This is a genomic window from Hydrogenovibrio halophilus DSM 15072 (assembly GCF_000384235.1).
Classification (GTDB): domain Bacteria; phylum Pseudomonadota; class Gammaproteobacteria; order Thiomicrospirales; family Thiomicrospiraceae; genus Hydrogenovibrio; species Hydrogenovibrio halophilus.
The window spans coordinates 1,762,189-1,787,659 of record NZ_KB913033.1 but is presented as its reverse complement, the minus strand read 5'-3'; the positions used below and the strand labels follow the sequence as shown (position 1 = coordinate 1,787,659).

Below are 25,471 nucleotides of genomic sequence, written 5' to 3'. Positions count from 1 at the left end.
AGTGCGATGCGAGACTCGCTGACAACCCGGAATCCAACGGAGATTTTGCATGACGCTGACCAGTTTGCTGGCCGTAATGGCCTGCCTGCTCTACCTGTATGCCACCCAAACCATCTGGCAACGCTTTCGCGTCGATCTGAAATGCGAAGACGAATGCGAGTGCCGCAACCGGTTTTTCTGGCTGGTCTGCCTGGGGTTGGTGATGCATTTTCTGTCGTTTGCGCCCTTGCTGACAGACGGCCAATGGCTCCACTTCAATCTGAGCATCGGCCTGTCCCTGATCAGCTGGGTCGCCCTGGCGCTGTTGCTGGTGACCAACATTAACAAACCCACCGAAAATCTGGGCATTTTCATTCTGCCCATTGGCGCGGTCACGGTGCTGCTGCCCCTGTTTCAGACCGACACCATGCCTCTTCCGATCGAACTGGGCAGCCACGTGTTGATTTCCATCATCGCCTACAGCGTCATGGGGCTGGCCACCGCACAGGCCGTGCTTTATGCCCTGCAGGAAAAACGTTTTCAGAAACGCCAGCTCAACACCCTGTTCAAAAGCCTGCCGCCGCTGCAGGTCATGGAAAAGGTTCTGATGCAGCTGGTGTTGCTCGGATTTGTGTTCCTGAGTTTTGCGCTGCTCAGCGGCGCCTTCTTTCTGCAGGACTTTTTCGCCCAGCACCTGGCCCACAAAACCTTTTTTGCGATCCTGGCCTGGACGGCGTACCTGATCTTGCTGATCGGGCATTACCGCATGGGCTGGCGCGGACAGAAAGCAGCCACCTACACCATCTGGGCCTATGTGCTGCTGGTAATCAGCTACATCGGCACCCAGCTGGTGCTGCAGTCGCTGGGCGCCCTGCCCAGCACCTGAACGCCTCATGCCTGATGACAAAACATCCGATGCGCGGAGTTCCCATGGGTTCCTGTGCCTTTCAGTACATTCCGCTGGATTTGTGGCTGACACACTGAGCCGGAAGCACTATAATGTCTCCTACATTCACAACCTCGTTGTTCCATTTTGAATAGTCTTCCTCTGTCTGCCCTGTTTGCCATACTGGCTCTTATGCTGGTGCTCTCCGCGATGTTCTCGAGTTCCGAGACCGGGATGATGGCGCTCAACAAATACCGCCTCAAGCACAAAGCCAAACAAGGCCACAAAGGGGCCCTCAAGGCGCAAAAACTCCTGGAAACACCCGACAAGCTGCTGGGCGTGATTCTGCTCGGCAACAACTTCGTCAATATTTTTGCCTCGTCCATTGCCACCATCATTGCCATGCGCCTGATCGGCGAAGCCGGTATCGCTCTGGCGGCGGGGATTCTGACCATGCTGGTACTGATCTTTTCCGAAGTCGCCCCCAAAACCCTGGCCGCACTTTATCCGGAAAAGATCGCCTACCCGGCCGCCTATGTACTCACCCCGCTGCTCAAGCTTTTCTCGCCACTAGTGTGGCTGGTCAACTTTTTTGCCAACAATTTCCTGCGGGTATTCGGGGTCAACGTCAAAAAAGAAAACAGCGATCACCACGCCCTCAGCCATGAAGAACTTCAAACCCTGATCAATGAAGCCACCGGTCGTCTGCCCAAACAATACCGCACCATGCTCACTGGCATCATGCAGCTGGAAAACATCACGGTGGAAGACGTGATGATTCCCAAACAGGACATTTACGGAGTCGATGTCAACGAACCGATTGATGCCGTGATCAAACGCATCATCAAATCGCCGTTTTCACGCCTGCCGGTCTATCGCGACAACATCGATCAGGAACTGCTGGGTGTGGTCAATCTGCGCAAGCTCACGCCGCTGCTGCCCAAAAAAGAGCTGACACTGAAAGACATCATCAAAGCCACGCGCCCTGCCTACTTCATTCCAGAGACCACGACCCTGAATGTGCAACTGTCCAACTTCAACCAGCAGAAACGTCACATGGCGATGATTGTGGACGAATACGGCAACCTGCAGGGCTTGCTGACTTTAAGCGACCTGCTCGAAGAAATCGTGGGCAAATTCAGCACGGACGTGCAGAACAAAACCTTTACACAGGTACACCTCAACCACGACGGTTCGATGACGCTGGACGCCTCGGAATTCATCCGCGACATCAACAAAACCTACCATTTCACCCTGCCGACCGATGGGCCCAAAACCCTGAACGGCCTCATTCAGGAAGAACTGGAAACCATTCCGCCTGTCGGCACCTGCATCCGGCTGGAGCAATATGTGCTTGAGGTCACTCAAATTTCCAAACACGCGATTGAAAAAATCCGACTGACGCAACTTCCGGTAGAGGATTGAAGAAATGACGCACCCTTTTGCTCAGACCCAGCCATGGCAAACGCTCAAAGACGGTGTGCGTCAGATCGCCCGGGACGAAGTTCTGACCCGGTTCAAGCAGGTGGATTTTACCCGCAAGGAAGACGGTTCCCTGCTGACCGAAGCCGACACCGCCATGCAGAACGCCTGTCAGGATTTTCTGCAACAGCACTGGCCGCAATTCCAGTTTCTGGGCGAAGAGTCTACCGAATCCGAACAGGTCGAAGCCCTCAGTGCGCCCAAAGGCTGCTGGATTCTGGACCCGGTAGACGGCACCAGCAACTTTGCCAGTCATCTGCCGGTCTACAGCATTTCGCTGGCATTGGTGATTCAGGGGGACATTGTGCTGGGGCTGGTCTATGACCCGGATCGCGATGAGATGTTTGCCGCCCGCAAAGACCTTGGGGCCGAACTCAATGGCCGGGCGCTCAATGCCGTCAGTCCGCATGCGCAACTGAATCGCTGCATCAGCCTGGTGGACTTCAAGCGACTGCCGCCGGAAATGGCAAAGACACTGGTGCTCAATGCCCCTTACGCCTCCCAGCGCAGCATTGGCTCGGTGGCACTCGACTGGTGCTGGATTGCGGCCGGTCGCGCCCAAGTGTATGTGCATGGCGCACAAAACATCTGGGATTATGCCGCCGGCTGGCTGATTCTCAACGAGGCCGGAGGCCAAAGCGCCACCCTGGACAATGACAGCGTGATGCAACCCCGCGTGATCAAACGTTCCGCCGTGGCCGCCACCTCTCCCGAACTGTTCTCGCAATGGCAGACATGGCTCAACCGGATCAAATAAACCCGCCTTTGCCAAGGCAAACACACAAGCAAAAGAAACAGGCGTTTTAACCAGGCCTGGTCAAATCCGGCTCAAAGCTTCCTGCAAGGTGGTCACACCGTGAATGGTCATACCGGCAATGCCGCCTTTGGGCACATTCGCCTGCGGCACAATCGCCTGGGTAAACCCGTGCTTGGCCGCTTCCTGCAGACGCTCCTGCCCGCTGTTGACCGGACGGATCTCGCCCGACAGCCCCACCTCGCCAAACACGATCAAAGATTGCGGCAGCACCTGATTTTTCAGACTGGACACAATGGCCAACAGCAACGCCAGATCGGCACTGGTTTCGGTGACCTTGACCCCGCCGACCACATTGGCATAAACATCCTGATCACCGGCCTGCACCCCGGCATGCCGATGCAACACCGCCAACAGCATCGCCAGCCGATTGCCGTCCAGCCCCACTGTGACCCGACGAGGCGCGCCAAAGGGCGAGTCGTCCACCAGCGCCTGCAATTCGACCAGTAGCGGACGCGAGCCCTCCCAGATCACCATCACCACCGAGCCGGGGGCGGCTTCGTCACCGCGCGACAGAAAAATGGCCGACGGGTTTTTGATCTGCTTCATGCCCTTGTCGGTCATGGCAAACACGCCCAACTCATTGACCGCGCCAAAGCGGTTTTTCATGGCACGCAGCGTCCGGAAACGGCTGTCGGACTGCCCTTCCAGAAACAGCACCGCATCGACAATGTGCTCGAGCACACGCGGCCCCGCCACCTCTCCCGACTTGGTCACATGCCCGACCAGAAAAATCATGATATTGTTCTGTTTGGCAAAGCGGGTCAGAAAAGCGGCGGACTCACGGACCTGAGACACGCCGCCCGCAGCGGAATTGACCTCGGCCAGCTGCATGGTCTGTATCGAATCGATCACCATCATCGCCGGTTTTTCTGCCGCCGCTGCCTGGGTGATGGCCTCCACATCGGTTTCGGTGAGCAGCCGCAAGGCGTCATCCGGTAGCTGCATGCGTCTGGCACGCATGGCCACCTGTTGCAGCGATTCCTCGCCCGTGACATACAGCACCTTTTGCCTGGCACTGAAGCCACAGGAAACCTGCAGCAAAAGCGACGATTTGCCGACCCCCGGATCGCCGCCGACCAACACCACCGACCCCGGAACCATGCCGCCGCCCAGCACCCGATTGAGTTCCTGAATGCCCGCGTCCATGCGTGGCACTTCGGACAAATCCACCTGATCCATGATCTGCACTGTCTGCGAAGTCAGGCCGGTGTAACCACCGCCGCCGCTTGACGAAGCCCCGGAACGACCGGCCCCCAACTTCACCTCTTTCAGGGTATTCCATTGACCACAGGCGGTGCATTGCCCCTGCCACTGGGCAAAATCGGCCCCACAATCGGTGCAAACATAAGCGGTTTTGATTTTTTTGGCCATGCGTTGGTTCTCCCGAGAGATTTGGCCCCAACGAAAAAACCCGCCGAAGCGGGTTTCAGAAAGCAGCGGTTCAGTGCTTGATGTCGCGCCAGTACTCTTTTTTGAGCAGATAGGTCACAATGATCAGCAACAGCAGAAACAGCATCACTTTCCAACCCAGATCCCAACGTTGCAGCTTGGCGGGTTCGCCTGCGTATTCCAGGAAGTTACTGATGTCGCGGGCGGCCTGGGCGTAGGACTCTTCGGTGCTGTGGCGTTCCATGCTTTCCAGCACATGCGGCATCACCGTGCCTTTCAACAGACGATTGTCCCAGCTTTCGGTTTCCGGATCGTACTCGTAACCGCGCAGAAAGCTGTAAATGTAATCGGTGCCTTTGAGACGCGCCATCAATGACAGGTCCGGCATCTTGGTGCCAAACACGTTCATGGCCACGCCTTCCGGCATCCGGGTCATCACATCGTCCACGGCCCGATCCTGACCATAACTCATGACCTCGACCACTTCTTCGTTGCTCCAACCAAGGTCGGCCGCAATGCGGTTATAGCGCATATATTTGATTGAATGACACGCCAGACATTTGTCGGCGAATAACTCTGCCCCGCGTTTGAGCGAATCCAGATCCTGGAGATCGTTATTGGCCGATTCCAGTGGCAGAGACGGCCCCGCCGCTCGCAGCGACAAAGGCACCAGCAGGACGCAAATCGTCAACCATTGCAATACTTTCATCTATCTCACCCTCTCTGGAACCGGCTTGGTTTTCTCATTGGCCGACGTAAACGGCAATATGATAAAGAACAGGAAATAGGTCGCGGTAAAGATGCGCGCCAATTTGGTCAGTTCCGGCGTGGAAGGCTGCGTGCCCAACCAGCCCAGCACCACAAAACTGATGATGAACACCGTCAGCAGGACCTTGTAGGACAGCCCGCGATAGCGGATCGAACGCACTTTACAACGGTCCAGCCATGGCATCGCAAACAGCACGGCAATCGCCGCACCCATCGCCATCACCCCGAGGAACTTGTCCGGAATGGCCCGCAGCACCGCATAGAAAGGTGTGAAATACCAGACCGGTGCAATGTGGTCAGGCGTTTTCAGCGGATTGGCCGGTTCGAAGTTCGGCGGTTCGATAAAGAAACCGCCACCCGTGGGCATATAAAAGACGACGAATGCGAAAAAGAGCATGAACACCGCCGCCCCGAAAGAGTCTTTTACCGTGTAGTACGGATGGAACGGAATGCCGTCTTTGGGCAGGCCCTGGGCGTTTTTGAGCTTTTTGATCTCGACACCGTCCGGGTTATTGGACCCGACCTTGTGCAGTGCCACAATGTGCATGAACACCAGAATCAGCAACACCAGTGGCAATGCAATCACATGCAGGGCAAAAAACCGGTTCAGCGTGGCGTCCGAGATAATAAAGTCACCCCGAATCCAGGTCGCCAGGTCCGGACCGACCACAGGGATGGCACCGAACAGGGAAATAATGACCTGTGCTCCCCAGTAAGACATCTGGCCCCAAGGCAGCATATAGCCCATAAAGGCTTCGGCCATCAGCACCACAAAGATCAGCATGCCCAGCAGCCACACCAGTTCACGCGGCTCCTTGTATGACCCATACAACAAGGCGCGGGTCATGTGTAGATACACGACAATAAAAAAGGCCGAAGCGCCAGTCGAATGCATGTAGCGAATCAGCCAGCCCCATTCCACATCACGCATGATGTATTCCACGGAACTGAACGCTTCCGCAGCGCTGGGCTTGTAGCTCATGGTCAGCCAGATGCCGGTGACAAACTGATTGACCAGCACCAGCAGGGCCAGTGAACCAAAGAAATACCAGAAATTGAAGTTTTTGGGCGCGTAATACTCCGCCACATGCTCATTCCAGGTGCTGACCAGCGGATAACGAGCGTCCAGCCAGGCCAGCAATGAGTTGGTCTTTTTGTCCTGTGTCGACGCCATCAGGCCACACCTCCTTGTTCAGGGTCTTCACCGATGCGAACGACCTGGTCACTTTTGAAATGGTAAGGGGGAACTACCAGATTGGTCGGTGCCGGCACGCCCTGGTAGACGCGCCCGGCCAGATCAAAACTGGAACCATGGCAGGGACAGAAAAATCCGCCCTGCCAGTTTTTTGCCATGTCCGGCGAGTCCACTGCGGGACGATAAAGCGGGGCACAGCCCAAATGCGTACAGACACCGACCACAACCAGGTATTCCTGCTTCAGTGAGCGGGTGGGATTCTGGCAGTATTCCGGCTGCTCGGACACCAGCGAATCCGGGTCACGCAAACGATCGGCCAAATCATCCAGTCGATCGATCATTTCCGGCGTCCGTCTGACGACCCAGACGGGCTTGCCCCGCCAGGAAACCGTCAGCATCTGACCGGGCTGCATTTTGCTGATATTCAATTCGACCGGGGCACCCGCGGCACGCGCTTTTTCACTGGGTTGCCACGAGCTAACAAATGGCACCGCGGCAAAAGTCGCCCCTGTGGCCCCAAGCACACCGGTGGCTGCGGTCAGCACCTTCCGGCGTGTCATCGAAGTCTGTGGTTGGTCATGGTTTGACGACATCGAGCTTTCCTCTTTAACCGAATCGCATCCGCAGTCGCTTGATGCATAGATTACGTTCACTGCCTGGCAACAAAAAGCGGAGCCAGGAAGCCTGATACAAGACTTCTGATTCTATCAAAGGCCATTCGGCCCTACATAAATATCTATTTATGCCCTAAAAAAATTTATTTATAAACAAAATTAATGTCAAGCATAAATAAAACTTCTCAAACCGGATTGGGGATGTCGACAAACGTCACATCCAGACCGAACTTGTCCGCCAGGTGCTTGCCCAGTGCCTTGACCCCAAGGGTTTCAGTGGCATGGTGTCCGGCCGCCAGATAATGAATCCCGCTTTCTTTTGCCTGATGGGTGGTCTGCTCTGACACTTCACCACTGATGAACACATCGGCGCCCCAGTCAATGGCCTGCTGAATCATTCCCTGTGCCCCGCCGCTGCACCAGGCGATGGTTTCCACCTGTTCCGGCCCGCCAGGCAGATGCAGCGGCGGGCGCTGCAGACTGCGCTCAACTTCCAACACCCAGTCATCCATGGACACGGGCTGCGGCAACTTGCCCAGACGCAGCAACCCCGGCTGTGGCGTCACATCCTTCAGGCCCCACAGGGTTCCCAGGCAGGCGTTGTTGCCCACTTCCGGATGCGCATCCAGCGGCAGGTGATAGCCCAGAAGATTGATGTCATGCTGCAACAGACTGGCTATCCGACGCCGTTTCATCCCCACAATGGTTTGCGGTTCGTTTTTCCAGAAGTAACCGTGATGCACCAGAATCGCATCCGCCTTGCGGGCAATGGCTTCATCCACCAGCGCCTGACAGGCCGTGACCCCGGTGATCACCGTCTGGACGGTGCGTCGCCCTTCCACCTGCAGCCCGTTGGGCGCATAGTCGGTGAACTCGGCCACTGACAGGTAGTTGTTCAGATAGGTTTCCAGCGCTTGAATGTCCATGTTCCCTCCTTTCGGTTGGGTTCGGAAATCACCAGGCCTGGTAAAAAACAGACCGGACGATGCGATTATTTCAAGCGATACCGTGCGGACTGGGCATGCGCCTGCAAACCTTCGCCGTCCGCCAGTTCGGCCGCGTATTCGCCCAGCATCCGACTGCCTTCGGGCGAACACATGATCAGACTGGAACGTTTCTGAAAATCGTACACGCCCAGCGGGGATGAAAAACGCGCGGTGCGGGACGTCGGCAACACGTGATTGGGCCCGGCACAGTAATCGCCCAGCGCTTCGGCGGTGTAACGGCCCATAAAGATGGCCCCCGCATGACGAATGCTGGGCAGCATGGCCTGAGGGTCCGCCACCGACAACTCCAAATGCTCCGGCGCCACGTGATTGATCACGTCACAGCCCTGCGTTTCGTTTTCAACCACAATGATGGCGCCCCGGGTTTCCAGCGCCTTGCGAATGATCGCTTCACGCGGCATCTGATCAATCAGCTTATTGAGGCTCTGTTCGACCTGTTTGGCAAACTCGGCGTCCGGCGTGACCAGAATCGATTGCGCGTCTTCGTCGTGCTCGGCCTGTGAGAACAGATCCATGGCGATCCAGTCCGGATCGGTCTGACCATCGCAATACACCAGAATCTCGGACGGCCCGGCAATCATGTCAATGCCCACCGTGCCAAAGACTTCGCGCTTGGCTGTGGCCACGAAAATATTGCCCGGCCCCACGATTTTGTCGACCGGTGGTACGGTTTCGGTGCCATACGCCAGCGCGGCCACGGCCTGGGCACCGCCTAGGGTAAACACCCGATCCACGTCGCAGATGGCAGCGGCGGCCAGTACCATGTCATTGACTTCCCCATCCGGGGTCGGCACCACCATAATCAACTGCTCCACGCCCGCCACTTTGGCCGGCACCGCGTTCATCACCACGGAAGACGGGTAAGCTGCCTTGCCGCCCGGCACATACAACCCAACCTTGTCCAAAGGCGTGACCTGCTGGCCCAGCAAAGTGCCGTCCGCTTCGGTGTAAGACCAGGATTCACTGACCTGCCGCTCATGGTATTGACGCACCCGCTGGGCGGAAAACTCCAGCGCTTCACGCTGCTTGGCAGGAATACGTGCCAGGGCCGCATGCATTTCCGAGGCCGGAATTTCCAACTCGGCCGCGTCTTTCAGCGTCAGACGATCAAATTTCTCGGTGTAGTGCAACAAAGCCTGGTCGCCCTGTTCGCGCACGGCCTTGAGCACACCGCGCACCACCTCATTGACAGAGGTATCTGAGACGCCTTCCCAAGCCAGAAGCCGGTCAAGTTTGGTATAAAAATCCGAGGCATTGGCAAATAAGGTTTCAATCTTCAACATAATAAGTCGACTCACTGTTAGGTTGATTGGGAGGCCGTTGCGTCCACAGCCGCTTTGAACTGTTTGACAATGGCATCAATCTGAGCAAATTTGGTTTTGTAGGCATGCTCGTTCACAATCAGCCGCGAACTGATGTCGGCGATGTGCTCCTCCGGCATCAGATTATTGGCCTTAAGCGTATTGCCTGTGTCCACCAGATCCACAATCTTGTCGGCCAGATCGATCAGCGGAGCGATTTCCATGGACCCGTACAACTTAATCAAATCCACCTGTTCGCCTTTCTGGGCGTAGTAGGCGGTGGCCGACTGAATGTATTTGGTGGCGATTTTCAGGCGATGCCCGGTGGGCTTGGGCGTTTTGGGCCCGGCCACCATCAATCGGCAGGTCGCAATCTTCAGGTCCAACAATTCGTTGATGTTGTCGCTGGGCGCTTCCATCAACACATCCTTGCCGGCCACCCCCAGGTCGGCAGCACCATGCGCGACATAGGTCGGCGCATCCGTGGCCCGCACGATCAGCAGTCGGATGTGGTCATGGTTGGTCGGAATGATCAGCTTTCGGGATTTGGCCGGGTCCTCGGCCGGGCGGATGCCAGCGGCTTCCAGCAACGGCAAGGTGTCTTTGTAGATGCGGCCTTTGGACAAGGCAATTGTTAACGGGTCTGCCATACATCGCCCTTTATTAGAGTAAGTTCAACTGGCGCGGTAGATGTGCGCGCCCAGCTTGTGAAATTTTTCTTCGATCAGCTCATAGCCCCGATCAATGTGATAGATCCGGCTGACTTCGGTGCGCCCTTTGGCCACCAGCCCAGCCAGGATCAGACTGGCCGAAGCCCGGAGATCGGTGGCCATCACCGGCGCGCCCCACAAGGTGTCCACCCCCTGAATCTGCGCCTGATTGCCCTCGACCACGATGTCCGCGCCCATTCGAATCAGTTCGGACACATGCATGAAACGGTTTTCGAAAATGGTTTCTTCCACCCGGGACTTGCCCTCTGCCAACGCATTCATCACCACAAACTGGGCCTGCATGTCGGTAGGGAAATCCGGATAGGGGTTGGTCACAATGTCCACCGGTCTCAGGCGACGGCCGCGCATGTCCAGTCGAATCCAGTCATCGCCCTGTTCCAGACCGGCCCCGGCTTCGCGAAACTTCTCCAACACCGCTTCCAGATGGTCCGGCACCACATGGGTCACGGTCACACAACTCTGAGTCACCGCAGCGGCGGCCAGATAGGTGCCGGCCTCAATCCGGTCGGGGATGACGCTGTACGCCACCCCTTGCAGCCGCTCAACCCCTTCGATGGTCAGCGTATCCGAGCCGATGCCCTCAATCCGGGCCCCCATTTTATTGAGAAAATGCGCCAGATCGGACACTTCGGGTTCTTTGGCGGCATTGCGTAACACCGTGGTGCCTTCGGCCAGTACCGCGGCCATCATCAGGTTTTCGGTGCCGGTTACCGTGACCGGATCCATGCTGATATCGGCTCCCTGCAAGCGCCCGGCTCTGGCGACAATGTAGCCCTGGGTCACATCGATCTCAGCGCCCATCTTGCGCATCCCGTCCAGGTGAATGTTCACCGGACGCGAACCAATGGCACAACCCCCCGGCAAGGACACACGTGCTTCGCCATAACGCGCCAGCAGAGGCCCCATGGCCAGAATCGAGGCACGCATGGTTTTGACCAGTTCATACGGGGCTTCTTTGGTCTCAATGCTTGACGCATCGATTTCAATGTCCAGGGTTTCGTCAAACGTCACCCCGACCCCCATGGTGGCCAACAACTGAATGGTGGTGGTCACGTCTTTCAGGTGTGGCACATTGGACAGGGTGACGGGCGACTCGGCCAGCAGGCACCCCATCAGTATGGGCAAGGCCGCATTCTTGGCGCCGGAAATCCGCACTGATCCGGCCAGATTACAGGGCCCATCAATCAATAATTTATCCATGTACAAAACTATTCAGGGCTTTTGGTTTTGATCGACAGCGCATGCAAACGCCCATCGGCCAGTTCGTCTTTGAAAATGTCGTTGACCATGCGATGGCACTGCAGCGGCTTTTTGCCGACAAACTGCTCGCTGGTCACTTCAATCGCAAAATTGCAATCTTCGCCACTGGTGACCACCTGAGCGTCCGTCAGGACAGCCTGAATGCGTTCACGAATTTTTTCTGGTGACATAAGGGGCCCCTTGCTTGGCAAATCAGTCGCGTATTTTAACGCCTTTGTACAATAAAATCAGATTAATCGCCGTGACCGCCAAAAAGAACGCCACCGTCACGACCAGGCTCAATCCGGGCGACACATCCGAGGCCTGGAAAAACCCATAACGAAATCCGTCGACCATATAGAAAAACGGATTAAAGTGCGAGGCCGCTTCCCAAAAGGGCGGCAGCGCCTGGATCGAATAAAACACCCCGCTTAAAAACGTCAGCGGAATGATAATGAAATTCTGGAACGCCGCCAGGTGGTCAAACTTGTCGGACACAATGCCGGCGATCATGCCCACGGCGCCCATCACCGCCGCACTGAGCACCGCAAACAGCAGCACCCAGCCCGGCGATTGCCAGGCCAGATCGAACCCGATCCAGCCGACCAGCAACACCCCGACCCCCACGGCCAGACCGCGCACAATCGAGGCGCCCACAAACGCCAGATAAAAGGCCAGAGGCGAAACCGGACTCAGCAGCACAAAGGTCAGATTGCCGTGCATTTTTGATTGAATCAGGCTGGAGGAGGTGTTGGCAAACGCGTTCTGCAGAATGGTCATCATCACCAGGCCTGGTATCAGAAACTGACTGTAATCCAGATCGGAAAACACTTCCATGCGAGTGTCGATCACCTGACCGAAAATCAACAGATACAGCAACGACGCCACCACCGGCGCGAACACCGTCTGAATGGCCACGGAATAAAAACGGCGAACCTCTTTGACAAACAGAGACCAGCCGCCCAACCATGCAATGGGAATCATTTCGTCTCCCCCGTCAAATCCAGAAACACTTCTTCCAGCGTGGCATCACGGCTGGTGATGCCCTGTACCGACACCCCGCTTTGCGCCACCCAGGCCAACACATCATTGAGGGCCAGGTCTTTTTCCAGCCGCAACAGAAAGCCGTTGCCATCCTGATCGGCCAACCTCGACTGAAGTGGATCGACCAGGGATTCAGTGCCGTGGCCCTGGCCGGTTTTCACTCTCAAATAGCGGTAATTGTGCCGACTCAACAGGGTTTCAGTGGACTCCAGTGTTTTGAGTTCACCGCCTTTCATAATCGCCACGTCTTCGCACAGGGCTTCGGCTTCTTCCAGATAGTGCGTGGTCAAAATAATGGTGTGGCCCTGGCGGTGCAGTGACTTGGTAAACTCCCAGAGCGTTTTGCGCAGATCCACATCCACCCCGGCGGTGGGTTCGTCCAGCACCACCACCTGAGGTTTGTGTACCAGCGCCATCGCAATCAGGACCCGGCGTTTCATGCCGCCCGAAAGTTCGTGGGTGAGCGCATCCGCCTTGTCCTTGAGCGCCAGCCGGTCCAGCAAATAATCGATCCACCGGGTCTGGGCCGCGCCACGAAGGGAAAAGTAACCGCTTTGAATTTTCAGCAATTCCCGAATCGAAAAAAACGGGTCCGCAATCAGTTCCTGGGGCACCACCCCGACCAGGCGTCGGGCCTGACGGTAATCTTTGATCACATCATGCCCCTGCACCGAAACCTGGCCACCTGTGGGCCGGACCAGTCCCGACATGCAATTGATCAAGGTCGATTTACCGGCACCGTTCGGACCCAGAAGCCCGAAAAAGCACCCGGGGCGGACATCAAAGGTCACCCCGTTGAGGGCTGGCAAGTCGCCATAATGTTTCTGCACCTGCTGAAACGACACGGCTGGAGGTTTTATGCTCATACTTCCTTTTCAATCATTGCGCGTCTCCGGCTCAGCCGAAAAAACCCGGCGCATGGCCGGGCAATCCAACCGGCTGTCTGCCGGACGCATTAAAAAACGTTGATACCATTCCTACAACAACCAGGCCTGGTCAATTCTGCTCCGCCAAACCCAGTGTCGTGTTCTAAACCAGTATGTCTTCCAGATCATACAGGGCGACCAGATCACGGCCCTGCTCTGGCAGACCGACCAGCGTCAGAGGCGCTGACTGTCGTGACTGCAAATACAGCAACATCGCCAGACAGCTCGAATCCATGGCGCTGACCTGAGACAGATCCACCTGGGTAATGGTCGTATCCAGGCCTTTGAGGATCTGCTCAAACACCTGGGTGACCGCCTCGGTCTGCATCTGCCCGGACAGCCGCAATTGCGACTGGTCAATCACCGCCGCGGTTTCCTGAGACAGGTTCACCGCCTTCACGCAGCGGTCTCCGCTTCCGACAAGGCTTCGGCGTTTTTGGATTCCAGCTCTTCAATCACCTTGTCCACGCCTTTGCGACCGAATTCGGAGCCATAGGTCTTGCGATAATTCAGCAGCAAACTCACCCCTTCCACCGTCATGTCATACAGCATCCAACGCTGCTTTTCATCGCTGTAGTAGGCCCGGTAATCCACGCGGGAACGGTTGCCGTCTGCTTGCAGCACTTCGCTCTGAATCGACGCACGCCCCGGACGTTCCTGCTTTGCCCGAGTCACTTTGACCGAATCGATTTCCAGCTTGAGCAGGCTTTTGGAATAAGAGCGCAGCAACATGGTTTTGAATGCCTCGGCAAACGCTTTCTGCTGCGATTCGCTGGCCTGTTTCCAGTGATTCGCCATCACATAACGCGCCATGCGGAAGGTATCGACATAAGGCAAAACATATTCCTCGGCAAACGCCTTGACCGCCTGGGGGTCGTTCACATATTGCTCGCGGTTCTGGTTCAACTCGGCCACCACTTTTTCCGACACCGATTGCACCAGCTGACCCGCGTCATCGGCGCTGGCCGCCTCGGCCGCCTGTCCCGACACACTGAGCCCCAAAAGCACCAGCATCGCAAACACCTTCTGCATTGAATTCATTCTTTAATCTCCGCTTTCTGCAAATTTGGTCATAAACTGGCCGATCAGATCTTCCAGCACAATCGCCGACTGCACCAGTTCAATCCGGTCCCCTTGCTGCAAATACAAGTCGTCCGCCCCGACATTCAAGCCGATGTACTGATCCCCCAAAAGCCCCGAAGTCAGAATCGACGCGGAGGTATCAATCGACAATTTGTCGTAGTCATCAAAAATGGACATCGTCACTTTTGCCTGATAGGTGTCCGGGTCCACCTCAATCGCATTGACCCGGCCAACCACCACGCCGCTGAGCTTGACCGGAGCCCGCTCCTTGAGCCCACCTATGTTGTCAAACAACGCATGCACCTGATAACTGCTGCGCTCCTGCAACCCCTGAAAGTTGCTCACCTTGAACGCCACCACTGCCAGAGCAATGACCCCCATCAGAACAAACACTCCCACCCAGATTTCGATCAGTTGTTTCCGCGTCATGACCTGCTTTCCCCTCGATTCGAGCTTACGATTACCTTCACCGACCATTGCGGTCTGTTATCTCTGCAAACATGGCGACCCCGGATCAAAACATCACCGCCGTCAGCACAAAGTCCAGCGCCAGAATGCCCAGGGAGGCCTGCACCACCGTGCGGGTGGTCGCGCCACTGACCCCTTCCGAGGTCGGCACCGCGTCCTCCCCTTGGAACAGCGCAATCACGGCGATCAGCACCCCGAACGCCACCGACTTGATGATGCCGTTGACCGCGTCCTCACGCCAGTCTACCGACGCATGCATCTGCGACCAGAAGGCGCCTTCGTCCACGCCCAGCCAGCCCACAGCCACCATATAGCCGCCCAAAATGCCCATGGCAATGAACATCAATGACAGCAGCGGCATCACAATCAAAGTGGCACTGAAGCGTGGCGCAAACACAAATTTGCGCGGATCCACCGCCATCATCTCCAGCGCGGACAACTGTTCGGTCGACTTCATCAGACCGATTTCGGCGGTCATGGCCGAGCCGGCGCGCCCGGCAAACAACAAGGCCGCCACCACCGGCCCCAGTTCTCGCAGCAGTGATAATGCGGTCATGGTACCAACCGCTTCCTCGGAATTGAAATCCACCAGCACGTTGTAACCTTGCAGACTCAGTACCATGCCCACAAACAGCCCTGCCGTCAGAATAATGGGCAACGACAGCACCCCGGTAAAATAGACCTGCTTGATCAGCAGCTCCAGCCGATAAAACGAATAAGGCAAGGCCGGCAGAAGGTTGGCCACAAAAATGGCCCCCCGCCCCCATTGCGCAAGCAACACCATCGCACTTTGCCCGATCTGCTCCAGAAAATTCAATATGCGCTGTTTCATGCCGGTCTCTCTTTCAGATCGTCGCCGAAGCGGTTGGCCGGATAATGATAAGGCACCGGTCCGTCCGGAAAGCCTTTGAGAAACTGCTGCACCTGCGCCGAATCGCTTTGATAAAGGGACTCGGCATCGCCTTCGGCCACAACCTTGCCATTGGCAATCACACAGGCAAAGTCGGCGATGGACAGCACTTCGGCCACATCGTGCGACACCAGCACACTGGAAAGCTTCAGACTGTCGTTGAGCTTCTTGATCAACTCAATCAACACGCCCATGGTGATCGGGTCCTGTCCGACAAACGGCTCGTCATAGAAAATCATACTCGGATCCATGGCAATCGCCCGCGCCAGGGCCACGCGTCGCGCCATCCCGCCAGAAAGCTCGGAGGCTTTAAGCTCTCTGGCCCCGCGCAGACCGACGGCCTGAAGTTTCATCAGAACCAGCGGACGGATCAACGCTTCGGGCAGACGGGTGTGTTCACGCAAGGGGAAAGCCACATTATCGAACACATTCAAATCGGTCAGCAGGGCCCCACTTTGAAACAGCATGCCCATTTCCGCACGCAACTGGTAAAGCTTGCGCCGGCTGAGACGGTGGACCGGCTGGCCTTTGACGGTGATCGACCCGGAATCGGGCGTCAGTTGACCGGCAATCAACTTGAGCAGCGTGGTTTTTCCGGTGCCGCTGGGGCCCATGATCGCCGTAATCTGTCCTTCCGGCACATCCAGATTCAACCCGTCAAAAATCTTGCGCCCGGCGCGAGAAAAGGTCAAATCCCGTATTTCAATCAATGTCGACATGCCGCATCCTTTCAACGCTCTTCATCACTTCAAACCGGTCTCACTTCAGGTCAGCCCCAACACATCGGCCATCACTTTCAGCTCTCTCAGGGTGTTGGCGCTGACGCCTTCACCGGCCACACAGGCCACTCGCTCCTGCGACAGGGTTTCCGGCAGGGTTGCGGCAAAGGTCTGTAGCCAACCGGCCTGTTGCTTGGGGTCATCGGGCAAGGTGGGCCAGTAACCCAGTGGCCAGCCAATCAGACAGGATTCCTGCGTGCACCAGTCCCAATCCGAACCAGCCAAAAACGGCTGCCATTGTGCCTTGACCTGATCCAGATCCAAAGGTTTTTTCAAACCGATGGTCACCTTCACCAAGGCGGGCAGCCGCTCCAGCCAGGTTGGTTCGGGCGACCAGCACAGCAATTGCACCCGTTCAAAACCGGGCTGTTCCAGCAGAATCTGCAAACGATCCAGTGCCTGGTCCGAATAATCGTCCACGCTCAAAACCCAGTCAAAGGCCTCGTCCTCGAGGCTTTCGGCCACCATGGACAACCATTCCGATGACGCGTCCTGCCAATCCGACTGATCCAACAACAAACAGTCAAAAAAAGAGGTATAAAAATCCAGCCGCCAATCCTGCGGCATATCGACCGGGTAAAAGTCTGCCCAACCGGTTTTGAGCGTCTGACCGCCCACCTGATGCCAACCCTGGGAACCGAAAATCAACACGTCACACCCTTACCTCATAAACAACGTTTATTTCAATGACGAAAAATTATATAATCGATGTCTTCGTCGGGGCAATAACAGCCCTTCTGCCGTCTCCGCTCAAAGGTGCTGTGTCACCCAGGCGAAGGCAGTGAAAACTTTACACTATTGTAACAGTCCGAGCCTTGTTTGACACCTGGCAGCCTGTCGGACTTAAACGATCGAAGCGAAAAAAAGTCTGACTTGAGACCGTTTTTGCAGCCGATTGGGTTAAGTTCGGCAGGCTGCCCGCAATCGCCAGCAAGCACAAACCCAGATTTTAACCGAGTTGCTTTATGACCACAGCGCTAATTTTACCGGCTTTCCTTCTGCTCATCGGCCTCGTTTTGTTGGTCTGGAGTTCCGATCAGTTCATCGAAGGCGCCGCCAGCACCGCCATCCATCTGAACATCTCCCCTCTGGTGATCGGCATAGTGGTACTTGGGTTTGGCACATCCGCCCCGGAGATTTTCGTGGCGGTACTGGCTTCGCTCGATGACAGCCCCGGCCTGGCGATTGGCAATGTGGTCGGCTCCAACATTGCCAACATCGGCCTGGTCTTGGGTGTGGCCGCACTGGTGGCACCCATCGCGATCAAGTCTTCTCTGTTGAAACGCGAATTTCCGATTTTGCTGGCGATCTCGATACTGGGCATTGTTCTGATGCTAGACAAGGATCTGGACATGACCGATGGCCTGATCCTTCTGGGGCTGTTGTTCATCGTCATTTTCTGGATGATCCGGGCCAACAAAAAAATCCAGCCCGATGACCCTCTGGCCGAAGAAACTCTGCACGAACTGGAAGACCTGCCCAAAATGTCGCTTAAAAAGTCGCTTGTCATTTTGCTGGTCGGCCTGGTCCTGCTGGTTGCCAGCGCCAAAATGATGGTCTGGGGCGCGGTCGACATTGCCCAGATATTCAATATCCCGGACGTGGTCATCGGGCTGACCATTGTGGCGGTCGGCACCAGCCTGCCGGAGTTGGCCGCCGCCATTTCGGCCGCTCGCAAAGGCGAATCCGACCTGATGATCGGCAACATCCTCGGCTCCAACCTGTTCAACCTGCTGGCGGTCATGTCCATGCCTGCGTTGCTCGCGCCTTCGCTGATCGAAAACAGCACGCTGATCCAGGATTACCCGATCATGCTGGCCCTGACGCTGGCCATGCTGCTGGTGGCTCTGCCCCGCAAAGGCAAGGCCGAAATCACCAAAGTGGAAGGCGGACTCTTGCTGGCCAGTTTTATTGGCTATATGATATTGCTTTATTTCCGCACCGTTTCCGGTTAACAAAGGTTCCCTCATGGCCAATGATCTCACCGCCAAAGCCCAGTCCATCCGCCTGCTGATTCTGGACGTCGATGGCGTTCTGTCCGACAACAAACTGATCTACGGCGATGACGGACTGGAACGCAAAGCCTTTTACACCCGGGATGGTCACGGTATGGTCATGCTGCAAAACAGCGGCATCGACATTGCCATCATTACCGGCCGACGCTCTCCCTTGACCGAAAAGCGCATGCAGGACCTGAAAGTCAAACACCTGTTCCAGGGCGTACCCGACAAACTGCCCACGTTTTTGCAACTGGTCGACGAGCTGAATCTGGACATGAGTCAGATCGCCTATGTGGGCGATGACATTCTCGACCTGCCACTCCTGACCCGGGTGGGCCTGGCCATTGCTCCGGCCGACGCCGATACGGAAGTGCTGCAAAGGGTTGACTACATTTCCCGCTATCCAGGCGGGCAAGGTTGTGTCCGCGAGGTGTGCGAACTGCTGATGAAAGCCCAGGGACGCTGGCAAGTCCAGTTGGACTTCTACCTGCGCTGAAAACTCTGTTACCATAACCCTTACAGTGCCGGTGGCCGCGTTCCAGGTGTCCCGGCCAATCACCAACCGGGACCATTGAATGCTGCGTCGTTTGACTCTGACACTACTGCTTGCGTTACCGTTTCTGGCCTGGGTACTCTGGCAGAAACCCGGTTCCGAGCCGCGCTCTCAGGCGGAAATCACCCTGGATCAAAGCTATCAGTGGCAGGCCTTTGGCAGCCAACTCTGGCACAACCAGGCTGACCCGACCGAGACAACCCAAACCGTCCTGTATGCCGAACGCATCACCTATCGCGATACGGATCAACAAAGCCGAATGCGCAAACCCATCTCATTGCAACAGTCCGACCAGAGCCTGAGACTGATTCAGAGCCTGCAGGGACAAACCTTTGACGACAACCGCCTGACACTGACCGGCGATGTCCGTCTGGCCCAGTTCCGACCCGGTTCTGACCAGGCCTGGTCAAAATGGCGGCAACTGGAAACCGAAACCCTGCATTACCTGCCTTCCCAGCAGCGCCTGCACAGCCCGGTCACCACCCATTTATACACGCCTCAGTCACTGGCCCGCGCCGAATGGTTTGAAGCCGATCTGCAAACCGAGCTACTGCACCTGCACGATCAGGTGTTCACCCATCACTGGCCGCAGCCCGACCAGGTACCTGACGCCCACCGGGACCGATTTCCGTCCCCTTCATCCGGAGCGCCTCACTTATGAACCGTCTCGTTTTGATCATTGTCACCAGTGCATTGTGGCTCAGCGCCCCCACTCTTCAGGCCGAACCCATCCCGGATGAGCGCCAGCCAATCACGATTCAGGCCGACGAACTGGTCAGCGAAGAACAAACCGGGCAAAGCGTCTACACCGGCCATGTCACCATGGAGCAGGGCTCAACCTGGGTCACCGGCGACAAGGCCACCGTGTTCCACCCCGAGCGCCAACTGCAAAAAACCATCGTTTTGGGACAGCCGGCCAAATTCCGCCGTTTTCTGCCAGAGCAGGATCAATGGGTGGAAGGCCACGCCGATCAAATCACCTACAGCGCCGAGCACCGTACCGTGCTGTTACAGGGCAATGCCTACGTCAAACAGGCCGACAAAAACAGCATCGAAGGCCAGGAAATTTTCTACGACCTCAACGCCCAGACAGTGAAAGCCTATCGCTCTGACAAACAGCCGGTGCAGGTGATCTTTGATCCCAAAACCAACGACCAGCCCCAAACACCTGACTCTGATCAACCCGACCAACCACAATCCGAACCGACTCCGTAATGGCACATTTTTACGCGCGAAAACTGGCCAAAAGCTACAGAAAACGCCCGGTGGTCACCTCCGTGGACATGGACGTGCACAGCGCCGAAGTCGTCGGCCTGCTCGGACCCAATGGCGCCGGAAAAACCACCACCTTTTACATGATGACCGGACTGGTGCGCAATGACGCTGGTCAAATCTGGCTGGATGACCGGGAACTGACCCAACTGAGTATCGATCAGCGCGCCCGGCTGGGCATTGGTTACCTGCCTCAGGAAGCCTCCATCTTTCGCCGCCTGACGGTGCACGACAACATCATGGCCATTCTGGAAATGCGCCCCGAGCTGGACAAGAAAGCGCGACAAACGCTGTATCAAACCCTGATCCAGGACCTGCACATCACCCACATTACCGAACAACTGGGCCAATCCCTTTCCGGCGGAGAGCGTCGCCGGGTTGAAATCGCGCGGGCACTGGCCATGGAGCCGGCTTTCATCCTGCTGGACGAGCCCTTCGCCGGGGTTGACCCAATCTCGGTCAAAGACATTCAAGGCATCATCCGCCAGCTCAAACAGCGCGGCATCGGCGTGTTGATCACCGACCACAATGTGCGCGAAACACTCGGCGTCTGTGACCGTGCCTACATCTTGCACGATGGCAAAATCCTCGCCCATGGTGAAGCCGAAGCCATTCTGGCCGACCCGCAGGTCCGCGCCGTCTATCTGGGCGACGATTTTCAGGCGATTTGAGTGTTTGAATCGGCGGCCGGGGGCTATGCTATAATGAAATCAAAAACGCGGAACCACGCGTATCACCCCGACCAAAAGGAGTCATGTATGCAAATCAATCTGACCGGCCACCACGTTGAAATCACCGATGCCCTGCGCGACTATGTCACGGAAAAAATGCAGAAATTAACCCGCCATTTTGACCATGTGACCAATACGCACGTGATTCTCACGGTGGAAAAGCAGAACCAGAAGGCCGAAGCCACAGTGCACGTGTCTGGTAAAGACTTGTTCGCCGAGCACACCACCGACGACATGTATGCCTCCATTGATGCATTGGTCGACAAACTCGACCGTCAGATCATCAAGCACAAGGAAAAAATCAGCAGCCACCACAAAAAAAGCGGTGGTGCCCGTCAAATGTCAGCGGATCAAGCCGAAGAAGCGTGATCATGGTGATCGCATGATAAAAAAAGCGCCTTCCGGCGCTTTTTTTATGGCCAATTACCCGCTTGTCATGGCCTCGTCACGCCTTTCAGGTAAAATAAACCTTCATTCCATCGATACTCTGTGGCGATCATGAGCAAAGTGCACTACCACCACGACAAACTGGCCATTGCCGAACAGCTGCAACAGGCCGTCAGCGAGCAGAACCACGACTACATTGAACAACTGCTGCTCAGCCTGGTTCCGGAAGAAATCGCCGAAACGCTCGAGGCCACGCCACCCAAAGACCGCCTCGGTCTGTGGCAATATCTGCCTGCCGACGTCCGCGGCCCGGTGCTTGGCCACACCAACGACGAAGTCCGTGCCAGTTTGCTCAAATTGCTATCCAGTGACGAAATCATTGCCCTGACCAAGTCGCTGGAAACCGATGACATCGCCGACATTCTGCAAACCCTGCCCGAATCGGATAAGCATGATCTGATTGATGCGTTGCCCGGACCGGCCAGAGACGCGGTCATCACCGCCCTGTCCTACCCGGAAAACACAGCCGGCGGACTGATGTCGACCGATTACATATCGGTCCGCTCGGACGTCACCCTGGAAGTGGTGCTGCGACTGTTACGCAAAATCGGCGAACTGCCCAACGACATGGTCGATCTGATCGTACGCGACCGCCATGGCAAATACGAAGGCACCCTGAGACTGAACGACCTGCTGACCCATGACGAAGACACACTGGTGGCCGATCTGGTGGACAAAAGCCGTTTTGCCATCAACGCACTCACGCCGGACACAGACGTGGCCAACATTTTTGAGAAAAACGACCTGATTTCGATTGCGGTCATCGACCAGCGGGACTATGTTCTGGGACGCATCACCATTGATGACGTGGTCGACATCATCCGGGAAGAAGCCGATCGCGCGACCATGGCCAGCGCCGGTCTGGACGAAGAAGAGGATCTGTTTGCGCCGCCGCTGATTTCGGCACGGCGACGGTCCTTCTGGCTGGGCATCAACCTGTTGACCGCGATTTTTGCGTCCATCGTGATCGGCGTGTTTGAAGCCACCATCGAAGAAATTGTTGCCCTGGCAATTCTGATGCCGATTGTCGCCAGCATGGGCGGCATTGCCGGCACCCAGACCGCGACCATTGTGATCCGGGCCTTGGCCACCGGCAAACTGGGGCGCAAAAATCGTCGAAGTCTGGTGTGGAAGGAAACGTCGGTAGGAGGATTTAACGGTTTGTTCTGGGCCAGCCTGACCGGCATTGCCGCCGGCCTGTGGTTTCAGGACCCGACACTGGGCATGATTTTTGCCGCCGCCATGCTGATCAATCTGACCGCCGCGTCTCTGGCCGGTGCCATGATCCCATTGGTGCTGCAGAAGATGAAAATTGATCCGGCCCTGGCTTCCGGGCTGATGCTGACCACAGTGACCGATTCACTCGGCTTCTTTGTGTTTCTGGGACTGGCCACCGTCATTCTGATTTAACCCGAACACCCGAGGGGATGCGGAGGCTCTGCACTGCCAGCAAGGGATGCGTTTTCTGTTATAAAAAACCGGCCAACACCGATTTGATCTGCCCGAAAAAATAAAATCCGGCGGCAGACACTATGATCAACAGCAAAAAGAAGGACTTCCCGTGCGATTTCTTTTGGGTTCGAAAGATATTGTCTCGACGCTTCAGCTTCATCTGTGGTTACCCGTTTTTTACCAGGCCTGGTAAAAACCAAACCATAAAATCAATAGGCCAACCTTAACACATAAAAAAAACATTGCAAATGAGAGACTTATGGTGTCCTTTCACCGGAATCAAAGGACACCGACGCTCAGTGCTCCCGGGTAGCGACAAAGCGAAGCTTGGGCCAGCGCTCCTCGGTGAGGTTCAGGTTGACCCGGGTCGGGGCAATGTACACCAATTGATCGGCGGCGTCGTAAGCCACATTCTCTTTGACCTTGGCCAGAAATTTATCGATTTCGGCTTTGTCGCCCTCGATCCAACGCGCCGTCTGCACATTGACCGGTTCAAAAAAGCAGTTGACGTTGTATTCGTCCACCAGTCGCTGCGCCACCACCTCAAACTGCAAAATCCCAACGGCCCCCAGAATCAGATCGTTGTTGGCAATTGGCCGGAACAACTGGGTCGCCCCTTCTTCGGAAAGCTGGATCAGACCTTTCTGCAGCGCTTTCATTTTCATCGGGTCCTTGAGCTGGGCCCGACGGAACAGCTCGGGCGCAAAGTTGGGAATGCCGGTGAATTTCAGATCTTCGCCCTGGGTAAAGGTGTCGCCGATTTTGATGGTACCGTGATTGTGCAGACCAATGATGTCGCCCGGATAGGCGACCTCGGCCTGATCCCGCCGATTGGCCAGAAAGGTGATGGCTTTGGCGATTTTGACGTTCTTCCCCAGACGGACGTGCTTGAGACTCATGCCTTTTTCATAGGTGCCGGACACGACCCGCATAAAGGCGACCCGATCCCGGTGCTTGGGGTCCATATTGGCCTGAATTTTAAAAATGAAGCCAGTGAGCTTGTCTTCGCTTGACTCAACATAACGGGTGGCGGTTTCGCGTCCTTTCGGCGCGGGCGCATGGTCGTGAAACCCATCCAGCAACTCCTGCAGACCGAAGTTATTGACCGCCGAGCCAAAATACACTGGCGTCAGCTTGCCCGACAAAAACGCGTCCAGATCAAATTCGTGGCTGGCGCCCCGCACCAGCTCGACTTCGTCACGCAACTCCTGGGCCTGGTCGCCCAGGCAGTCGTCCAGACGTGGGTTATCCAGCCCTTCGATCACCTCGCCTTCCGACGCGTGCAAGCCGTCCGCGACCGCAAACAGGCGGATGGTGTCATCATACAAATGGTAGATGCCTTTAAAGCGCTTGCCCATCCCAATTGGCCAGGTTACCGGCGCGCAATCGATTTTCAGCACCTCCTCGACTTCGTCCAGCAGTTCAATCGGCTCCTTGCCTTCCCGATCCAGCTTATTGATGAAGGTCAGAATCGGGGTATCGCGCAGACGACACACGTCCATCAGCTTGATGGTGCGATCTTCCACCCCTTTGGCCACATCGATCACCATCAAGGCCGAATCGACCGCGGTCAGGGTCCGATAGGTGTCCTCGGAGAAATCCTCATGCCCCGGCGTGTCCAGCAGGTTGATCATCACATCGCGATAAGGAAACTGCATCACCGAGGAGGCCACGGAAATCCCGCGTTCCTGCTCCATTTTCATCCAGTCCGAGGTGGCGGCCCGGTCGGTTTTGCGGCTCTTGACCGAACCGGCGAGCTGTATCGCGCCCCCATACAGCAGCAATTTTTCTGTGACCGTGGTTTTCCCGGCGTCCGGGTGGGAAATGATGGCAAAAGTCCGACGCTTGGTCGTTTCCAAATGGTGAGACATAAATGAGATGGCGCTTTTAATAAAATGAACGTTCAGACGAAATCAGATCACGAACGGAGCCTTTGGCATCAGACACCGAGTTCGCCGCCGAAAAGAAAAGCGAACAGTCAGATCGAAATCAAAACAGGATTGTTTTTATCCGCTTTGGGTCTGATGCAAAGGACACAACTTGACCTGTCCTAGAATATTGGGCATTATAAACGATTGGGCGGACGAAAAAAGAAGCCGTCGGCAAAAAGACAAAAGCAGAAAAAAACGCAGAAAAAAAAGTGAGGGCCGGACGGCCCTCCAAATTCCCCCAAGTGTGGTAACCCTGTCAGACAGGGAAGGGGGGCTTTCAGTTGCACTCTGAAACACGGTAAAACACAGGACGGAAACCGCCCTCGGTTTTACAACAAAACTTTTTATTCCATGCGACACCCGATCGGGTGTCGGACAGCGACCCATTGAAATGCCGTTGAATGCCCATGCAAAATGCGCATAAATCGACGTTTTAAACGATCGAAAAAAGTGTTCTTGTAAAACCG

The 25,471-nt window shown here is 56.1% G+C and carries 28 protein-coding genes; 10 read left to right on the top strand and 18 right to left on the bottom strand.

Annotated features, from left to right (window positions below):
• Positions 1–49: 49 nt before the first annotated feature.
• From A377_RS0108590 to A377_RS0108580, 3 genes are all read left to right on the top strand, one after another.
• Positions 50–865 carry a cytochrome C assembly family protein gene (locus A377_RS0108590; RefSeq protein ID WP_019895898.1) on the top strand — a complete coding sequence of 272 codons (816 nt, stop codon included), beginning with the start codon at positions 50–52 and terminating at the stop codon, positions 863–865.
• Between the two features lie 147 nt (positions 866–1,012).
• Positions 1,013–2,290 carry an HlyC/CorC family transporter gene (locus tag A377_RS0108585; protein ID WP_028485404.1) on the top strand — a complete coding sequence of 426 codons (1,278 nt, stop codon included), beginning with the start codon at positions 1,013–1,015 and terminating at the stop codon, positions 2,288–2,290.
• Positions 2,291–2,294: 4 nt separating this feature from the next.
• Positions 2,295–3,104, top strand: coding sequence for an inositol monophosphatase family protein (locus A377_RS0108580; RefSeq protein ID WP_019895895.1), 810 nt, complete (start codon positions 2,295–2,297; stop codon positions 3,102–3,104).
• Positions 3,105–3,164: 60 nt separating this feature from the next.
• Here the strand turns inward: A377_RS0108580 and radA are convergent, their stop codons facing one another.
• From radA to A377_RS0108490, 17 genes are all read right to left on the bottom strand, one after another.
• Positions 3,165–4,535, bottom strand: a complete 1,371-nt coding sequence (gene radA / locus A377_RS0108575) for a DNA repair protein RadA (RefSeq protein ID WP_019895894.1) — start codon at positions 4,533–4,535, stop codon at positions 3,165–3,167.
• Between the two features lie 70 nt (positions 4,536–4,605).
• Positions 4,606–5,262: a cytochrome c1 gene (locus A377_RS0108570; RefSeq protein WP_019895893.1), complete on the bottom strand. Its 657-nt coding sequence runs from the start codon at positions 5,260–5,262 to the stop codon at positions 4,606–4,608.
• Positions 5,263–6,495, bottom strand: a complete 1,233-nt coding sequence (locus tag A377_RS0108565; protein ID WP_019895892.1) for a cytochrome b — start codon at positions 6,493–6,495, stop codon at positions 5,263–5,265. It lies immediately after the preceding gene.
• Positions 6,495–7,109 carry a ubiquinol-cytochrome c reductase iron-sulfur subunit gene (gene petA, locus A377_RS0108560; protein ID WP_033422857.1) on the bottom strand — a complete coding sequence of 205 codons (615 nt, stop codon included), beginning with the start codon at positions 7,107–7,109 and terminating at the stop codon, positions 6,495–6,497. The genes A377_RS0108565 and petA overlap by 1 nt, the downstream gene beginning before the upstream one ends.
• A 206-nt stretch (positions 7,110–7,315) precedes the next feature.
• Entirely contained in the window at positions 7,316–8,056 is a 741-nt protein-coding gene (locus tag A377_RS0108555; RefSeq protein ID WP_019895890.1) for a Nif3-like dinuclear metal center hexameric protein, read from the bottom strand.
• Between the two features lie 65 nt (positions 8,057–8,121).
• A complete protein-coding gene (hisD, locus tag A377_RS0108550; RefSeq protein WP_019895889.1) occupies positions 8,122–9,420 on the bottom strand; it encodes a histidinol dehydrogenase in 1,299 nt (432 codons plus the stop codon).
• Positions 9,421–9,437: 17 nt separating this feature from the next.
• Positions 9,438–10,088: an ATP phosphoribosyltransferase gene (gene hisG, locus A377_RS0108545; protein WP_019895888.1), complete on the bottom strand. Its 651-nt coding sequence runs from the start codon at positions 10,086–10,088 to the stop codon at positions 9,438–9,440.
• A 24-nt stretch (positions 10,089–10,112) separates the two neighbouring features.
• Positions 10,113–11,369, bottom strand: a complete 1,257-nt coding sequence (gene murA / locus A377_RS0108540; RefSeq protein ID WP_019895887.1) for a UDP-N-acetylglucosamine 1-carboxyvinyltransferase — start codon at positions 11,367–11,369, stop codon at positions 10,113–10,115.
• Between the two features lie 8 nt (positions 11,370–11,377).
• Complete coding sequence (locus A377_RS0108535) at positions 11,378–11,599, bottom strand: BolA family protein (RefSeq protein WP_019895885.1); 222 nt, start codon at positions 11,597–11,599, stop codon at positions 11,378–11,380.
• A 22-nt stretch (positions 11,600–11,621) separates the two neighbouring features.
• Positions 11,622–12,392 carry an ABC transporter permease gene (locus tag A377_RS0108530; RefSeq protein ID WP_019895884.1) on the bottom strand — a complete coding sequence of 257 codons (771 nt, stop codon included), beginning with the start codon at positions 12,390–12,392 and terminating at the stop codon, positions 11,622–11,624.
• The gene (locus A377_RS0108525; protein WP_033422856.1) at positions 12,389–13,318 is read right to left on the bottom strand and encodes an ABC transporter ATP-binding protein; all 930 of its coding nucleotides are present in this window, start codon (positions 13,316–13,318) and stop codon (positions 12,389–12,391) included. The genes A377_RS0108530 and A377_RS0108525 overlap by 4 nt, the downstream gene beginning before the upstream one ends.
• Before the next feature lie 163 nt (positions 13,319–13,481).
• The gene (locus A377_RS12300; protein ID WP_019895879.1) at positions 13,482–13,778 is read right to left on the bottom strand and encodes an STAS domain-containing protein; all 297 of its coding nucleotides are present in this window, start codon (positions 13,776–13,778) and stop codon (positions 13,482–13,484) included.
• Positions 13,775–14,419, bottom strand: coding sequence for an MlaC/ttg2D family ABC transporter substrate-binding protein (locus A377_RS0108510; RefSeq protein WP_028485402.1), 645 nt, complete (start codon positions 14,417–14,419; stop codon positions 13,775–13,777). Before A377_RS0108510 ends, A377_RS12300 begins: the two co-directional genes overlap by 4 nt.
• 3 nt (positions 14,420–14,422) lie before the next feature.
• Positions 14,423–14,890: an outer membrane lipid asymmetry maintenance protein MlaD gene (gene mlaD, locus A377_RS0108505; RefSeq protein WP_019895877.1), complete on the bottom strand. Its 468-nt coding sequence runs from the start codon at positions 14,888–14,890 to the stop codon at positions 14,423–14,425.
• A gap of 85 nt (positions 14,891–14,975) precedes the next feature.
• Positions 14,976–15,761, bottom strand: coding sequence for a lipid asymmetry maintenance ABC transporter permease subunit MlaE (gene mlaE, locus A377_RS0108500; protein WP_019895876.1), 786 nt, complete (start codon positions 15,759–15,761; stop codon positions 14,976–14,978).
• On the bottom strand, positions 15,758–16,558 hold the full coding sequence (locus A377_RS0108495; RefSeq protein ID WP_019895875.1) for an ABC transporter ATP-binding protein: 801 nt from the start codon (positions 16,556–16,558) through the stop codon (positions 15,758–15,760). The genes mlaE and A377_RS0108495 overlap by 4 nt, the downstream gene beginning before the upstream one ends.
• Positions 16,559–16,603: 45 nt before the next feature.
• The gene (locus A377_RS0108490) at positions 16,604–17,269 is read right to left on the bottom strand and encodes a hypothetical protein (RefSeq protein ID WP_019895874.1); all 666 of its coding nucleotides are present in this window, start codon (positions 17,267–17,269) and stop codon (positions 16,604–16,606) included.
• A 314-nt stretch (positions 17,270–17,583) separates the two neighbouring features.
• Between A377_RS0108490 and A377_RS0108485 the strand changes: the two genes are divergently transcribed.
• The 7 genes from A377_RS0108485 to mgtE all read left to right on the top strand — a co-directional run bounded on the left by A377_RS0108485 (position 17,584) and on the right by mgtE (position 23,031).
• Positions 17,584–18,573 (top strand): calcium/sodium antiporter, encoded by a 990-nt coding sequence (locus A377_RS0108485; protein ID WP_019895873.1) that lies wholly within the window; start codon positions 17,584–17,586, stop codon positions 18,571–18,573.
• Between the two features lie 13 nt (positions 18,574–18,586).
• Entirely contained in the window at positions 18,587–19,114 is a 528-nt protein-coding gene (locus A377_RS0108480; protein WP_019895872.1) for a KdsC family phosphatase, read from the top strand.
• A 79-nt stretch (positions 19,115–19,193) separates the two neighbouring features.
• Positions 19,194–19,832, top strand: coding sequence for an LPS export ABC transporter periplasmic protein LptC (gene lptC, locus A377_RS0108475; RefSeq protein WP_019895871.1), 639 nt, complete (start codon positions 19,194–19,196; stop codon positions 19,830–19,832).
• On the top strand, positions 19,829–20,386 hold the full coding sequence (gene lptA / locus A377_RS0108470; protein ID WP_019895869.1) for a lipopolysaccharide transport periplasmic protein LptA: 558 nt from the start codon (positions 19,829–19,831) through the stop codon (positions 20,384–20,386). Before lptC ends, lptA begins: the two co-directional genes overlap by 4 nt.
• Complete coding sequence (gene lptB, locus A377_RS0108465) at positions 20,386–21,114, top strand: LPS export ABC transporter ATP-binding protein (protein WP_019895867.1); 729 nt, start codon at positions 20,386–20,388, stop codon at positions 21,112–21,114. Before lptA ends, lptB begins: the two co-directional genes overlap by 1 nt.
• 87 nt (positions 21,115–21,201) lie before the next feature.
• Entirely contained in the window at positions 21,202–21,543 is a 342-nt protein-coding gene (gene hpf / locus A377_RS0108460; RefSeq protein WP_019895866.1) for a ribosome hibernation-promoting factor, HPF/YfiA family, read from the top strand.
• Positions 21,544–21,672: 129 nt separating this feature from the next.
• Positions 21,673–23,031, top strand: coding sequence for a magnesium transporter (gene mgtE, locus A377_RS0108455; protein WP_019895865.1), 1,359 nt, complete (start codon positions 21,673–21,675; stop codon positions 23,029–23,031).
• 338 nt (positions 23,032–23,369) lie between these two features.
• Here the strand turns inward: mgtE and A377_RS0108445 are convergent, their stop codons facing one another.
• The gene (locus A377_RS0108445) at positions 23,370–24,944 is read right to left on the bottom strand and encodes a peptide chain release factor 3 (RefSeq protein WP_019895862.1); all 1,575 of its coding nucleotides are present in this window, start codon (positions 24,942–24,944) and stop codon (positions 23,370–23,372) included.
• Between the last annotated feature and the right edge of the window lie 527 nt (positions 24,945–25,471).

What these genes read in the sequence shown, in the direction of transcription:
- A377_RS0108535 (WP_019895885.1), bottom strand. Translation starts at nt 11,599, where the DNA reads ATGTCACCAGAAAAAATTCGTGAACGCATTCAGGCTGTCCTGACGGAC.
- lptC (WP_019895871.1), top strand. Translation starts at nt 19,194, where the DNA reads ATGCTGCGTCGTTTGACTCTGACACTACTGCTTGCGTTACCGTTTCTG.
- hpf (WP_019895866.1), top strand. Translation starts at nt 21,202, where the DNA reads ATGCAAATCAATCTGACCGGCCACCACGTTGAAATCACCGATGCCCTG.
- A377_RS0108570 (WP_019895893.1), bottom strand. Translation starts at nt 5,262, where the DNA reads ATGAAAGTATTGCAATGGTTGACGATTTGCGTCCTGCTGGTGCCTTTG.
- mlaD (WP_019895877.1), bottom strand. Translation starts at nt 14,890, where the DNA reads ATGACGCGGAAACAACTGATCGAAATCTGGGTGGGAGTGTTTGTTCTG.
- lptB (WP_019895867.1), top strand. Translation starts at nt 20,386, where the DNA reads ATGGCACATTTTTACGCGCGAAAACTGGCCAAAAGCTACAGAAAACGC.
- A377_RS0108525 (WP_033422856.1), bottom strand. Translation starts at nt 13,318, where the DNA reads ATGAGCATAAAACCTCCAGCCGTGTCGTTTCAGCAGGTGCAGAAACAT.
- murA (WP_019895887.1), bottom strand. Translation starts at nt 11,369, where the DNA reads ATGGATAAATTATTGATTGATGGGCCCTGTAATCTGGCCGGATCAGTG.
- mlaE (WP_019895876.1), bottom strand. Translation starts at nt 15,761, where the DNA reads ATGAAACAGCGCATATTGAATTTTCTGGAGCAGATCGGGCAAAGTGCG.
- A377_RS0108485 (WP_019895873.1), top strand. Translation starts at nt 17,584, where the DNA reads ATGACCACAGCGCTAATTTTACCGGCTTTCCTTCTGCTCATCGGCCTC.
- A377_RS0108480 (WP_019895872.1), top strand. Translation starts at nt 18,587, where the DNA reads ATGGCCAATGATCTCACCGCCAAAGCCCAGTCCATCCGCCTGCTGATT.
- hisD (WP_019895889.1), bottom strand. Translation starts at nt 9,420, where the DNA reads ATGTTGAAGATTGAAACCTTATTTGCCAATGCCTCGGATTTTTATACC.
- A377_RS0108510 (WP_028485402.1), bottom strand. Translation starts at nt 14,419, where the DNA reads ATGAATTCAATGCAGAAGGTGTTTGCGATGCTGGTGCTTTTGGGGCTC.
- A377_RS0108445 (WP_019895862.1), bottom strand. Translation starts at nt 24,944, where the DNA reads ATGTCTCACCATTTGGAAACGACCAAGCGTCGGACTTTTGCCATCATT.
- mgtE (WP_019895865.1), top strand. Translation starts at nt 21,673, where the DNA reads ATGAGCAAAGTGCACTACCACCACGACAAACTGGCCATTGCCGAACAG.
- A377_RS0108495 (WP_019895875.1), bottom strand. Translation starts at nt 16,558, where the DNA reads ATGTCGACATTGATTGAAATACGGGATTTGACCTTTTCTCGCGCCGGG.
- hisG (WP_019895888.1), bottom strand. Translation starts at nt 10,088, where the DNA reads ATGGCAGACCCGTTAACAATTGCCTTGTCCAAAGGCCGCATCTACAAA.
- A377_RS0108580 (WP_019895895.1), top strand. Translation starts at nt 2,295, where the DNA reads ATGACGCACCCTTTTGCTCAGACCCAGCCATGGCAAACGCTCAAAGAC.
- A377_RS0108555 (WP_019895890.1), bottom strand. Translation starts at nt 8,056, where the DNA reads ATGGACATTCAAGCGCTGGAAACCTATCTGAACAACTACCTGTCAGTG.
- A377_RS0108565 (WP_019895892.1), bottom strand. Translation starts at nt 6,495, where the DNA reads ATGGCGTCGACACAGGACAAAAAGACCAACTCATTGCTGGCCTGGCTG.
- lptA (WP_019895869.1), top strand. Translation starts at nt 19,829, where the DNA reads ATGAACCGTCTCGTTTTGATCATTGTCACCAGTGCATTGTGGCTCAGC.
- A377_RS0108590 (WP_019895898.1), top strand. Translation starts at nt 50, where the DNA reads ATGACGCTGACCAGTTTGCTGGCCGTAATGGCCTGCCTGCTCTACCTG.
- petA (WP_033422857.1), bottom strand. Translation starts at nt 7,109, where the DNA reads ATGTCGTCAAACCATGACCAACCACAGACTTCGATGACACGCCGGAAG.
- A377_RS0108530 (WP_019895884.1), bottom strand. Translation starts at nt 12,392, where the DNA reads ATGATTCCCATTGCATGGTTGGGCGGCTGGTCTCTGTTTGTCAAAGAG.
- radA (WP_019895894.1), bottom strand. Translation starts at nt 4,535, where the DNA reads ATGGCCAAAAAAATCAAAACCGCTTATGTTTGCACCGATTGTGGGGCC.